At 33.4% G+C, this 13,583-nt stretch carries 12 protein-coding genes; 7 read left to right on the top strand and 5 right to left on the bottom strand.

Going from position 1 to position 13,583, the window contains the following annotated elements; genetic code table 11:
• Window positions 1-58: 58 nt before the first annotated feature.
• From FLAPXU55_RS07825 to FLAPXU55_RS07815, 3 genes are all read left to right on the top strand, one after another.
• Window positions 59-298 (top strand): NifU family protein, encoded by a 240-nt coding sequence (locus FLAPXU55_RS07825; RefSeq protein ID WP_053469915.1) that lies wholly within the window; start codon window positions 59-61, stop codon window positions 296-298.
• A 217-nt stretch (window positions 299-515) separates the two neighbouring features.
• Window positions 516-995 (top strand): hypothetical protein, encoded by a 480-nt coding sequence (locus FLAPXU55_RS07820; RefSeq protein ID WP_053469914.1) that lies wholly within the window; start codon window positions 516-518, stop codon window positions 993-995.
• Between the two features lie 58 nt (window positions 996-1,053).
• On the top strand, window positions 1,054-1,371 hold the full coding sequence (locus tag FLAPXU55_RS07815; protein WP_012023404.1) for a 2Fe-2S iron-sulfur cluster-binding family protein: 318 nt from the start codon (window positions 1,054-1,056) through the stop codon (window positions 1,369-1,371).
• A gap of 179 nt (window positions 1,372-1,550) precedes the next feature.
• Here FLAPXU55_RS07815 and FLAPXU55_RS07810 read toward each other — a convergent pair whose 3' ends face one another.
• The 4 genes from FLAPXU55_RS07810 to FLAPXU55_RS07795 form a co-directional block, all read right to left on the bottom strand.
• Complete coding sequence (locus FLAPXU55_RS07810; RefSeq protein ID WP_180857209.1) at window positions 1,551-2,543, bottom strand: aspartate-semialdehyde dehydrogenase; 993 nt, start codon at window positions 2,541-2,543, stop codon at window positions 1,551-1,553.
• A gap of 142 nt (window positions 2,544-2,685) precedes the next feature.
• Window positions 2,686-3,297, bottom strand: a complete 612-nt coding sequence (locus FLAPXU55_RS07805) for a hypothetical protein (RefSeq protein ID WP_180857208.1) — start codon at window positions 3,295-3,297, stop codon at window positions 2,686-2,688.
• 85 nt (window positions 3,298-3,382) lie between these two features.
• Window positions 3,383-3,766 carry a large conductance mechanosensitive channel protein MscL gene (gene mscL, locus FLAPXU55_RS07800; RefSeq protein WP_180857207.1) on the bottom strand — a complete coding sequence of 128 codons (384 nt, stop codon included), beginning with the start codon at window positions 3,764-3,766 and terminating at the stop codon, window positions 3,383-3,385.
• A 68-nt stretch (window positions 3,767-3,834) separates the two neighbouring features.
• The gene (locus tag FLAPXU55_RS07795; RefSeq protein ID WP_180857206.1) at window positions 3,835-6,303 is read right to left on the bottom strand and encodes a bifunctional UDP-N-acetylmuramoyl-tripeptide:D-alanyl-D-alanine ligase/alanine racemase; all 2,469 of its coding nucleotides are present in this window, start codon (window positions 6,301-6,303) and stop codon (window positions 3,835-3,837) included.
• A 369-nt stretch (window positions 6,304-6,672) separates the two neighbouring features.
• Between FLAPXU55_RS07795 and FLAPXU55_RS07790 the strand changes: the two genes are divergently transcribed.
• Window positions 6,673-7,278: a hypothetical protein gene (locus FLAPXU55_RS07790; protein ID WP_235992004.1), complete on the top strand. Its 606-nt coding sequence runs from the start codon at window positions 6,673-6,675 to the stop codon at window positions 7,276-7,278.
• Here the strand turns inward: FLAPXU55_RS07790 and FLAPXU55_RS07785 are convergent.
• On the bottom strand, window positions 7,273-7,980 hold the full coding sequence (locus FLAPXU55_RS07785) for a porin family protein (RefSeq protein WP_180857205.1): 708 nt from the start codon (window positions 7,978-7,980) through the stop codon (window positions 7,273-7,275). The two genes, FLAPXU55_RS07790 and FLAPXU55_RS07785, sit on opposite strands and share 6 nt — an antisense overlap.
• Before the next feature lie 214 nt (window positions 7,981-8,194).
• Here FLAPXU55_RS07785 and FLAPXU55_RS07780 point away from each other — a divergent pair, with 214 nt between their 5' ends.
• From FLAPXU55_RS07780 to FLAPXU55_RS07770, 3 genes are all read left to right on the top strand, one after another.
• Window positions 8,195-8,548, top strand: coding sequence for a hypothetical protein (locus FLAPXU55_RS07780; protein WP_053471482.1), 354 nt, complete (start codon window positions 8,195-8,197; stop codon window positions 8,546-8,548).
• 151 nt (window positions 8,549-8,699) lie between these two features.
• Complete coding sequence (locus FLAPXU55_RS07775) at window positions 8,700-10,907, top strand: TonB-dependent receptor (protein ID WP_180857204.1); 2,208 nt, start codon at window positions 8,700-8,702, stop codon at window positions 10,905-10,907.
• Between the two features lie 258 nt (window positions 10,908-11,165).
• Window positions 11,166-13,274: a prolyl oligopeptidase family serine peptidase gene (locus FLAPXU55_RS07770; protein ID WP_180857203.1), complete on the top strand. Its 2,109-nt coding sequence runs from the start codon at window positions 11,166-11,168 to the stop codon at window positions 13,272-13,274.
• The last annotated feature ends 309 nt before the right edge of the window (window positions 13,275-13,583 follow it).

Below are 13,583 nucleotides of genomic sequence, written 5' to 3'. Positions count from 1 at the left end.
TAATACGGCAATTAGATAATTATCTAATTGGCACATTTTCACAATTGACACATTAATTATGACAACAGAAGAATTAACAAATAATGTTTTATTGGCCTTAGACGAAATCAGGCCATTCTTAAAGTCTGACGGCGGAGATATTTCGCTAATTTCTATAGATGACGATAAACATGTAAAAGTTCGTCTGGAAGGCGCATGCATAAGCTGCAGCGTAAACCAGATGACACTTAAAGCCGGAGTAGAAACTACTATAAAAAAATATGCACCGCAAATTGAAACTGTGGTAAATATCATGTAACAAAAAACGATATTTTTCCTGTTGTTTTTGATTTGTTGAATTAACAAGAATAATAGGCCTTTAAGTGGAAAGATTTATAAAAATTCAATAAACCAGCTCGATTATTGTGGTTTTTTGAGGATTTCATAAAAAACAATATAAAGATTTAAGAGTTTTAGTTAACTATTTGTTACATTTTTAACTTAAATTTGTGACATAACCCTTAATCTTATATTTTATGAAGAAATTTTACACTCTATTTTTGTTAGTGTTTTTTGCGTCAGGCATTTATGCGCAAAATAAAACAGTTGTTGTTGACAAAGCTTGGATAAGCGAAGCCGAAGAATGGTCAGATTTTACATACTCAGGAAAAATTGTATTTTCAATTAACCCTGCTGATGTACCTGGAACTTTAAGTATTGGGAATTATGATTTCTTGTACGATTTTGTTGATGGAAAAGGAAAATTTTCAAACAAAGCTACTTACAGTTCAGCGCAATTTTCTAATCCGAGAAAGGTTTCTGCAACGACAGACAAACAAGGAGTTTTAAACTCTACTTACGAAGGCACATTAATTTTTCAATCTGACAGAGATTATTATTCAGTAGTTGCTGTTATTACAATTCTTGAGAAAAGCGATACTATTTTAGGCGTAAAAATGCGTCTTAAAGAAAGCAACGGAAAAGAATACGCTTTTAGCACAAAACCTACGAGTTAGTATAAATACGAGGATTTTTTCACGTTATAAAATCCTACCAATAAAATTCCAATAATAAATGGATGTATTAATAAAGATTAAAGATCGAGAAGGAGTTATACACGAATTACAGGCTCCGACTGATATGGCAATGAATATAATGGAGTTATGCAAGGCATACGAACTTCCTGTTGAAGGAACCTGTGGAGGAATGGCCATGTGTGCTTCCTGCCAGTGTTATGTTCTAAATGATGTTGCGTTACCAGAAATGGGAGATGAAGAAGAGGCTATGCTTTCGGAAGCGTTTTATGTTAAATCTAATAGCCGTTTAGGCTGTCAGATCCCAATTACTGAAGAATTAGAAGGACTCGAATTAGAACTGGCTCCTGAATATTAAAAATACAAAAGCGAGAATCAAATTGGTTCTCGCTTTTTTTATCGTTACGATTTAAACCTGACAGGTTTATAAAAACCTGTCGGGTTTCTGTTCTCTATACACAAACAAAAGGCATCAAAAAAGCCGTAATTACATTGCTGCAATTACGGCTTTTTCTTTATAACAATTTTCTTTAATCTCTAGTTATACAAACCTGCTGCGATTAAATATTCAGCAATTTGAATCGTGTTTGTTGCAGCACCTTTTCTTAAGTTATCAGCAACGATCCATAGGTTTAATGTGTTTGGCTGGCTTTCATCACGACGGATTCTCCCAACAAATACATCATTTTTACCTTCTGCATATAATGGCATTGGGTAAGTAAATGTATCTAAATTATCCTGCACCACTACTCCATCAGTATTGTGTAGAATTTCACGAACTTCATTTACTTCAAAATCATTTGTAAACTCAACATTTACTGCTTCGCTATGTCCACCCACAACCGGTACACGAACTGCAGTAGCTGTAACTCTGATAGTGTTATCACCAAGAATTTTTTGAGTTTCACGTACTAATTTCATTTCTTCTTTAGTGTATCCGTTATCTTCAAAACTATCGCAGTGAGGAATTGCATTTCTGTGAATTGGATATTTGTAAGCCATTTCACCCTGAATTCCTGCGTACTCGTTTTCTAATTGTTTCACCGCTTTTACACCAGTTCCTGTAATAGATTGGTAAGTAGAAACGATGATTCTTTTAATGTTGTATTTTTTATGCAAAGGAGCCAAAGTCATTACCATTTGAATAGTAGAACAGTTTGGATTTGCAATAATTTTATCTTCTTTTGTTAATACAGATGCATTGATTTCCGGAACTACTAATTTCTTAGTCGGGTCCATTCTCCATGCAGATGAGTTATCAATAACAGTTGTTCCGGCTGCAGCAAATTTTGGAGCCCATTCTAATGATGTATCACCTCCGGCAGAAAAAACTGCAATATCAGCTTTCATATCTACAGCGGTCTGTAAACCAACAACTTTATATTTGGTTCCTTTATATTCAATTTCTTTTCCTACTGATCTTTCAGATGCAACAGGAATTAATTCTGTAACAGGAAAATTTCTTTCTGCTAAAACTTTAAGCATTACTTCGCCAACCATTCCGGTAGCACCTACAACTGCAATTCTCATTATTTATATTTTTAAATAGCTATTAATCTAATTTTACTCTGCAAAAATAGTTATAATAAAAACGAAAACAACATGCTTCACAAAAAATAACAAAATGTTATAAATTAAACAATATGTAAAATTACATGAATCCCAAATAATTTTAACTATCAGACCAATTTGTCTCCAATTCATCTTTTGCACAACCTGCAACAAATTCATCGAAATGATTCAAAAAGCTACTTTCTAACATTTCTTTTCCTTTCTGATCTCCAAAATAAAATCCGATATCTATAATTTTTTGAAGCGCCATTAGTAAATCACTATCCTTACTTTTGTCTTCTGAATATTTCAATTTTGATATTTCAATAATTTCGCAGATCAGAGCCTCTTTTGCTTTCAGATCTAATTCTTCTATCAGACCCGTATTCTGAAAAATAATATCAAAAATCAAATAATACAAAGTTTCTATCTCCAGATTACCTGATTTACGATACAATGGTGTAAGTTTTGCCAGTATTTCAATCAGGGTAAGACTTATTATCTGCTCTTCTTCTCCTTCAAAATCATAAACAGCCATCAAAAAACCCAGCATAGCGTTCACTCCTTTTAAATCTTTATTGCTCAAATTAAACAGCAACAGATCTGAAATAGCAACTGCCTTTTCTTTCTTTAACGTTTTAAGCTCTGCTTCAATTTGTTTAGTTATATCCATAGAATATGAACCGCTCCTAAAAAGCTTCTGAACTCGGTCATTTAAAACCTGTATTTTCATATTCTTACAATCTTTAGTATTAGATTAAAAAAACCGCTCCAATCAAGAAGCGGTTAAGTTAGACTTAGTGTAGCGGTATATTGTATTATTGTTTATTTTTCAAAAGATCTCTAATTTGAGTAAGCAGTTCTTCCTGAGTCGGTCCGGCTGGTGCAGCGGGAGCAGGATCTTCTTTCTTTTTAAGATTGTTTATTCCTTTAATGATTAAGAATAAAACAAAAGCAACGATTATAAAGTTAATTACTGCCGATAGAAACAAACCATATTTGACACCTCCAAAAGCCGTCAGTTCTTCGATAGTTGATAAATGGGCCGCGTCTAATGCCGGTTTCAATATCAATGGTGTTATTACATTTTCAATTAATGAGCTTACAATTTTACCAAAAGCTGCTCCAATAATCACACCGACAGCCAAATCGACTACGTTGCCTTTCATTGCAAATTCCTTAAATTCTGAAAATACACTCATAATTATTTCTTTTAGTTTATAAATTAATTATACCGAAAATACGTAATTTTCTTTAGAGTTTCCAAAATCTATCTAAAAAATACTCGTTTCACACGCTGCGAAATACTTGTCATAATCTCATACGGAATGGTTTTTAAAGCTTCGGCCATTTCGATAACGGTTGGGCTTTCGCCGAAAATAATTACCGAATCGCCTTCTTTACAATCGATATGACTTACATCAACCATTAACATATCCATACAAACGCTTCCTACGATATAGGCTTTTTGATTTTTAATGGTTACAAAACCAACCTGATTGCCCCATAATCTCGAAATTCCATCTGCATAACCAATTGGAATTGTGGCAATTTTGGTTTCTTTTTCGGCCATAAAACGACGTCCGTACCCTACGCTGTCGCCAGTTGGAATCGTACGAACTTGTGAGATGATCGATTTTAAAGTTCCCACATTTTCCAGATATTTCTGTTCTGATGGATCATTAGAAACACCATATAAACCAATTCCTAAACGAACCATATTATATTGTGCATCTGGGAAATTGCTAATTCCGGATGTGTTTAAAATATGACGAATTGGGTTTATGTTTAATTCTGTCATTAATTTTGAAGATAATTTCTCAAATAAATTAATCTGTTGAATGACAAAATCATAATGGTTCATATCGTCACTTGTTGCCAAATGCGATAAAATACTTTGAACACGAACGGTTGAATTTCCTTTTAAAGTCGCAATTAACTCATCGATTGTATTATCTTCAAAACCCAAACGATGCATTCCTGTATCGACTTTAATGTGAATTGGAAAATCTTTTAAATTCTTTTCTCTGGCAATTTTCAAGAAGGCGTTTAATCCTTTTATGCTGTAAATTTCAGGTTCTAATTTATACTGAATTATCGACGGAAAACTGGTCGATTCTGGATTTAAAACCATAATTGGCAGTTTGATTCCGCCGTTTTTCAGCGAAATTCCTTCATCGGCGAAAGCCACACCTAAATAATTTACTTTATTATGTTCAAGTAATTTTGCAATTTCAAGTCCGCCGTTTCCGTAACCAAAAGCTTTTACCATAACCATAATTTTTACATCGTCGGCAAGTTTTGATTTGAAGTAATTTAAATTATGATTTATGGCATCAAGATTAATTTCGAGAACCGTTTCATGCGTTTTTTCCTCCAGCAGCGAAACGATTTCTTCAAACTGAAATGATCTTGCCCCTTTTATTAAAATGGTTTCATTATTGAAATTCAAGTTTTCAATTTCGGCAATAAATGCTGCCGTATTTTGAAACATCGTGCTGTTTGGGAATTTATCTGCAAAAGATAAAATCGTGGTTCCAATTCCGATAACTCGGTTGATTTTATTATCAGAAATTAACTGGGCAACTTTAGAATAAAGTTCTTCGTTTGAAAATCCGCTTTGAAAAATATCAGATAAAATAACAGCTTTTGAAGCATTTTTTTTCTGGCTTTCTAAAAAATCCAATGCAATTTTCAGCGACTGAAAATCGGAACTGTAACTATCATCAATTAAACTGCAATTGTGGATTCCGTTTTTAACTTCAAGACGCATTTCAACCGGATAAAGCAATTTTACACGATTTTGAATAACTTCAAAATCATAGTTAAAACGCAGTAAAACCAATAAACAGGAAATGGTATTTTCGATAGAAGCCGAATCACTAAACGGAATTTCTAAATTGAAAACCTCGTCTTTATATTGATATTTAATTACTGTCGAATCATTTTTAGTTTCTTTCATCAGAATAAAAACATCGGCAGAAGCGTCTGTAAAACTCCATGAAAATAACGTTCTGTTTTGAAGTGGAAATTCCGCCGAAAAATCTAAAAGACATTGATCTACCAATTCATTTTTTTGATAGATTATTACGGCCGACTTTTTGAAAAGCAGTAATTTTTCTTTGATTTTTTGTGTCAGATTTTCGAAACCTTCATCGTGCGCAGAACCTATACTGGTTAAAACGCCAATATTAGGTTTGATGATTTTTTCGAGATTAATCATTTCATTAACCGTTGAAATTCCAGCTTCGAAAATTCCTAAATTATGTTTCTCATTTATGGCAATAACAGAAAGCGGAACGCCAACTTGCGAGTTGTAACTTTTTGGGCTTCGGATAATATTATAATCGGGACTTAAAAGGAAATTAAGCCATTCTTTTACGATGGTTTTTCCGTTGCTTCCGGTTAAACCAATTATAGGGAAATCGAATAAATCACGATAATATCCTGCCAATTCCTGAAGTGCTTTGAGTGTGTTTTTTACGAGGAAAAAATTAGCTTTTCCTTTTACATTTTCGGGAATATCCTGAACGACAAAATTCTGAACACCTTTTTCAATCAATTCTGAAATATACAAATGAGCATCATTATTGACCCCAGAAAGGGCAATAAACAATGTTTTAGACCCGTTTTGTAATGAACGGCTGTCGATCGAAATATGATCTACAAAAATATCAGAATCTGAACCTATCCATTCGGCGTTAAAAACTGGGATTAGGCTTTTTAAATTTATGCTCATTTAGTAATTTCTTTTTGTCAAATTTAAAAAAAGGTTTGCCACGAATTACACTAATATTTCTTAATTTATTTTGAAATGTGAAAATGGGTTTGCCACGAATTGCACTAATTTCCACGAATTATTCTTTAATTTTTTGCCACAGATTAAAAGGATTTAAAGGATTTCTAATCTGTGAGAATCTTTTTAATCTGTGGCTAATATTTTAAGCATCCAGCAAATAAAATAATTCGTGGAAATTAGTGTAATTCGTGGCAAAAAAAATAAATATTCGTGGCAAAGAAAAATGCTAATAATTTGTGAAAATTTACGCAGTTAATTGCAAAAAACATTAATTCCTTATATTTGTTCAATACCACAAAATAATACGTTTTGAAAAAAATACTTCCATTATTCTCCTATATACTCCATCCGATTTTTATATCGATGTACGCTACATTATTATACCTTTATTGTAAGGATGATATTTTTACAACGCAGGAAAAATACTTTGTTCTGTTTCAAATTTTGGTTATTACCATTATTGTTCCCATTCTGTTTTTCATGCTGTTACGCTCAACCGGACATGTAAAATCGATGATGCTTCCGGAAAACTCCCAGCGTCGCATTCCGCTTATTTTACAATGCTTTTTATATATTTTATTAGTAAAAAGAAGTATTGTAATTACCCGTTATCCTGAATTGCATTTCTTTTTTCTGGGTGCGCTATTTAGTACAATATTAGCCTTGGTATGCTCGCTTTTTAAAATTAAAGCAAGTCTGCACATGACCGCTATTACAGGGTTTACAATCTTTGCAATTGGATTAAATATTCATTTACAAATGCACAATCCGTATTGGGGCGCGTTGTTAATTTTATTGTCTGGAATTGTGGCTTCGTCCCGATTAGAAATGAATTCTCATACACCAAAAGAAATATCAATTGGTTTGTTAATTGGTGTTTTGCCTCAGGTATTATTTTTGTATTTGTGGTTATAAAATGTAGAATATCAATCCTGCGTTGAGCGTTTTCATGGTTACTTTTTCTCCGGTTAATGTGGTAACACCATCTTTAAACAGCGGACTCAAACCATAATACAAATAAACATTCCAGGTATTGTAACCCGCAGAAATATAAGGCCCGTATTGGAATTTATTAATGGCATCATTATTATTTATACGATATGTATTTTCCCCATCGTCTAAAATAGAAGTACTAGAAAAGATATAACTTAATTTTACTCCGCCATAAATTCTCCAGAATTTTGTGCTTTCATAGGTCGAATTACGCCATCTAAATTCTATTGGAAGTTCTACAGAATATTGTCTGTATCGATTTGAAGAAATTTCTCCGGCATCTACAACATTATAAACTACGGCTCCGTTTCCATCTTTTGAAATACCAAAATTTTGATAGTAATTTTGATAACTCAATCCTAAACCAGCTGCAATAGAAACTGTTCTGGTTTTATTGATTGGCATGTCGCGCAAAAATCCGCCCGAAAGTCCAAGGGAAAATTTGTTCTGTTTGAATTTTTGAGGAATATCTGTAAACATATTATAGGTTACAGAAAAATAAAACTGATCTTCTCTGTACAAAGAATCTATTTTAACTATAGGTTTTATTTCTGCTTTGACATCTTCTTGCGAAAAAGCATTAAAAAATGAAACTAAAAACAAACAGCTAAATAGAAATCGCATATAATTTTTTGAGTTTAAAAGAGGTTCTGTAAAATAAACGCTTAATTGAATCGATTTATTTCACTTACAAATATAATATAATGATAGTTCAGGTAGCGATTAGAAAGCAATTATTCTGTTTTTGATGACGAATATTTGTGTTTGCTGAACTTTTTTCAAAGAATCTGCATTAGAATTCAAAAAATGAATTTGATCTTTTATACCTTTGTCCTGTATGAAGAAAAAACAGCTCATATTAAGTTTCTCTTTTGCTGTCACAATATTGTTCTCGATATTGTTTCAGTCCATACACAGTTATGAGCATATTGTAAAACAGCTTTCAGAAAAACAATGTCACCACAATTATAATGATCCAAGTGGCGAAATAACGCATCAGCACCATAATTACGACCTTTGTTATGTTTGTAATTTTGCTTTTGGAAGTTATATTGTTCCGGAAACTTTCTCTTTTCAATTTCATTCTTTCAGCAGCGAAATCCCTTATTTTTTCCCGCTGTCAGAAAAGATTTTCTCCGTTTCAACAACTTCGTATTTATTACGTGGCCCTCCCGCTGCTATAGTTTCTTAATAATTCAACATCTCTTTTTTTAAAATCTAAATTCAAAACAACTTTGAGTTTCCTAATCCTGTTTATTAAATTGGGATTAGAATACTTTACTGTTCGTTTAAGTTTTTCATTTAAAAGAAAAAAATCCATTTAACTATAGCAAAATTTTCAAATGAAAAAATTAATAATTGCCCTTGTTTTAGGGTTTTCGGGCTTGCTTTCTGCCCAAAATTCGGTTTCAGGAACAGTAACTGACAATCAAAACCAGCCATTACCGGGCGTTTCTGTTTACGCATCAGAATTGCATAAAGGAACAACGACTGATGCAAACGGAAAATACGAATTAAACAATCTTCCAAACGGAAATTTACGCCTGTCTTTTTCTTATGTTGGATATGCCACTCAAAATAAAAATATCTTAAAATTAGTAAAACAAAATACTGTTGACGTAACACTCGAAGAATCTATTTTAGAAATGGATGAAGTTGTGGTTTCTACGCCTTTCAACAAATTGCAATCGCAAAACGTAATGAAAATCGAGCATGAAAGCATTAAAACTTTACAGCAAAAAGGGACTTCAACTTTAATTGAAGGTTTGGCAACTATTCCTGGGGTTTCGCAAATTTCTACCGGAACATCTATTGGTAAACCTGTTATTCGCGGATTGAGCGGAAACCGTGTTTTAGTATATTCTCAAGGCGTTCGTATCGAAAACCAGCAGTTTGGAGACGAACATGGTTTAGGTTTAAACGATGCCGGAATTGAAAGTGTTGAAGTTATTAAAGGCCCGGCATCGCTATTGTACGGTTCTGATGCTTTAGGAGGGGTTTTATACTTTAATCCTGAAAAATTTGCTGATGCCGGTACTTTTAAAGCTAATTTCAGTCAAAAATATTTTACAAATACGGAAGGAAGTAATTCTTCTATTGGATTAAAAACGTCTACTGACAATTGGAAATTTCTGGCGCGTGGAAGTTATAATACTCATTCTGATTATAAAATTGCTGATGGCGACCGCGTAACAAACTCTCGTTACAATGAAACGGATTTTAAAACCGGAATTGGTTACAGTAATTCAAGTTTCTCAAGTGTTTTAAGATACAATTACAACAAACTGGATATTGGGATTCCTGAAGATGGAATTGCAGAACAATCTTCAAGTAAAGACACACAGTTTCCAAGACAGGGAATCTTTAATCATTTATTGAGTTTAAACAATGTGATCTTTTTTGAAAACTCAAAACTGGATGTTGATTTGGGATATATTTCAAATGACCGAAGCGAGTTTGAAGACAGTAACAATGCTTCGCTTCACATGAAACTGAATACTTTGAATTACAATTTAAAATATCATTTTCCTAAATTCGGAAAAATTGAAACGATTGTAGGTGTTCAGGGAATGCATCAAACGAATAAAAATTCGGGTGAAGAATATTTAATTCCAGATGCGACAACAAATGATTTTGGTGTTTTTGGAACTGCAAATTACGAATGGGACAACAGCGTTTTACAAGCCGGATTACGTTTTGACAACAGAAACGTTACTTCTGATGCGCACGGAATTGAAGGCGAAGAAGGTTATTTTTTACCTCTTGACAAATCTTTTGACAGTTTTAATGCTTCTTTAGGTTATAAAACAAAACTGGCTGAACCGCTTACACTTCGTTTAAATGTTGCAACCGGATTTAGAGCGCCAAACTTAGCGGAGTTAACTTCAAACGGGGTTCACGAAGGAACAAATCGCTATGAAATTGGAAATGCTGATTTGAAAACAGAACAAAATGTTCAGACTGATTTGAATTTAGAATACAAAAACACGCATTTTGAGTTTTTCGTAAACGGATTTTACAATCATGTAAATAATTATATCTACACTTCGCCAACTGGAGAAACGCGTGATGATAATGATGTTTTTGCTTATGTTCAGGATAATGCACAATTGTACGGAGGTGAAGCTGGTATACATTTTCACCCGCATCCTTTAGACTGGCTGCATTTTGAAACTAGTTTTGAAACTGTAACGGGTAAAAAAGATAATAACGATTACCTGCCGTTAATTCCTGCAAACAACTGGAATAATACGCTTAGAACTGAATTTAATATCAAAAACTGGTTAAGTGAAGGTTTTGCTTCTTTAAACGTGTCTTCAACTTTCAGCCAGGATAATGTGAGTGGTTTCGAAACTGCTTCTAAAGGGTATACTTTGGTAAATTTAGGTTTTGGAGGAACAGTAAAATTGGGTAAAACTGCTTTTGACATCAACCTGAACGGAAACAATTTATTCGACAAAAAATACATTGCGCACCTTTCAAGATTAAAAACAGACGGAATCCCAAATATTGGAAGAAACATCGTTCTGGGCGTTAATTTCAATTTATAATTTTATTTAACCGCAAAGAGCGCAAGGAGTTTTCACAAAGTTCGCAAGGTTTTATTTAAGCTTTGTGATTAGAAAATATCCTTAGCACTTAAAAAATCTCGCAAAGACGCAGAGACGCAAAGTTTTAAAATTCTTTGCGACTTCGCGTCTTTGCGAGATTAAAAACATTGCGTACTTTGCGAAAAGACTTTGTGTCTTTGCGGTTAAAAAATATCTCACAAAAAGTGCTATTTTTGCTACAACTGTTAATCAAAAACTATGAAAAAAACCTTTCTTATAATGGCAATTACAACTGCAGGAATTTCATTTGGACAAAACAAAATTCAGTATCCGGAAACTAAAAAAGGAGAAACTGTCGACGTATATTTTGATACGAAAGTAAGCGATCCGTATCGTTGGCTTGAAGATGATAAATCTGCTGAAACTGGAGCTTGGGTAAAAGCTGAAAACGAAGTAACTTATGGATATTTAGATAAAATTCCGTTTCGTGAGGAACTTAAAAAACGAATGGAAAAACTTTGGAATTATGAAAAAATAGGCGCTCCATCAAAAGAAGGAAAGTTTACTTATTACTCTAAAAATAACGGTCTTCAAAATCAATCTGTTATTTACAGAAAAGATCAAAGTGGCAAAGAAGAGATTTTTCTGGATCCAAATACTTTCTCAAAAGACGGAACTACTTCGCTTGGCGGATTAGATTTTTCTAAAGATGGAAACAAAGCGGCATATTCGATTTCTGAAGGCGGAAGCGACTGGAGAAAAGTGATTATTATTGATGCCGTTTCTAAAAAAGTTCTGGAAGATACTCTTGTTGATGTAAAATTCAGCGGTATTTCATGGCTTGGAAATGAAGGTTTTTATTATTCTAGTTATGATAAACCAAAAGGAAGTGAACTTTCTGCAAAAACAGATCAGCACAAATTGTATTTTCATAAGTTAGGAACTTCTCAAAAAGAAGATAAAGTCATTTTTGGCGCAGATCAAAAAAGAAGATATGTTGGCGGTTATGTGACCGAAGACAATCATTATTTAGTGATTACGGCTGCTAATTCGACTTACGGAAATGAACTTTATATTAAAGATTTAAAAACACCAGACAGTCCGATTATTACTATTGTAGACAACTTCAATAGTGATAATAATATTATCGAAAACGAAGGAAGTAAATTATTTATACAAACGGATTATAACGCTCCTAACGGACGCGTGGTTTCGGTAGATTTCAGTAATCCAAAACAGGAAAACTGGAAAGATTTTATTAAAGAAACAGAGAATGTTTTATCTCCATCTACAGGCGGCGGCTATTTCTTTGCCAATTATACAAAAGATGCTGTTTCATTGGTTTTACAATACGATTACAGCGGAAAACTAGTTCGCGAAATTAAACTTCCTGCTGTTGGAACTGCCGGAGGATTTGGCGCAAAAAAGGAAGAAAAGATTTTATACTACAGTTTTACAAACTATACAACTCCGGGAACCATTTTTTCTTTTGAACCAAAATCTGGTAAATCAGAAGTGTATCAAAAACCAAAAGTTGATTTTAAAAGTGAAGATTACGAGTCTAAACAAGTTTTCTATACTTCAAAAGACGGCACAAAAGTTCCTATGATTATTACCTATAAAAAAGGAACAAAATTAGATGGTAAAAACCCAACGATTCTTTATGGTTATGGCGGATTTAATATTAGTTTGACGCCTGCATTTAGTATTTCGAATGCGGTTTGGATGGAAAACGGAGGTGTTTATGCGGTTGCCAATTTAAGAGGCGGCGGTGAATATGGTAAAAAATGGCATGATGCGGGAACAAAGCTTCAAAAACAAAATGTGTTTGATGATTTTATCGCTGCTGCAGAATATCTAATCGCTCAAAAGTATACTTCATCTGATTATTTAGCGATTCGCGGAGGATCTAATGGAGGTTTATTAGTGGGCGCAACAATGACGCAGCGTCCCGATTTAATGAAAGTTGCTTTACCTGCGGTTGGTGTTATGGATATGCTTCGTTACCATACCTTTACAGCTGGTGCGGGTTGGGCATATGATTATGGAACGGCTCAGGATAATAAAGAAATGTTTGAATACTTAAAAGGATATTCACCTGTTCAAAACGTTAAAAGCGGCACTAAATATCCGGCAACAATGGTTACAACCGGAGATCATGATGATCGTGTAGTTCCGGCGCACAGTTTTAAATTTGCTGCTGAATTACAGGACAAACAAGCGGGAGAAAATCCTGTTTTAATTAGAATTGATGTAAAAGCAGGTCACGGCGCAGGGAAATCTGTTGCGGCTACAATTCAGGAAAATGTAGACATCCAGGCTTTCACTCTTTATAATATGGGATTTAAAGCTTTACCTAAGAAGTAAGACTTTAAGTTAAAATTTTATAGCCACGAATTTACTTTTGTGAATTCGTGGCTATTTTTTTGCCACAGATTAAAAGGATTAGATGGATTTTTAAAATCTGTGTGAATCTTTTTAATCTGTGGCTTTATTAATTTGTTTCACGCAGATTTTGCAGATTAAGCTGATTCTATGTGTAAAATAAATCTGTGGAATCTGCTAAATCTGCGGGAAAAAATAATTCGTGAATTTGTGTCTATTTTTTGCCACAGATTAAAAGAATTAAAATGATTTTTTTATCTGATTTTATTATTAATCTGTGAAAATCTATTT

Origin of the sequence: Flavobacterium panici, assembly GCF_903819335.1 — a bacterium.
In the GTDB taxonomy this organism is placed as follows: domain Bacteria; phylum Bacteroidota; class Bacteroidia; order Flavobacteriales; family Flavobacteriaceae; genus Flavobacterium; species Flavobacterium panici.
The sequence above is the reverse complement of the archived record's forward strand: the minus strand, read 5'-3'. Positions and strand labels throughout refer to the sequence as shown.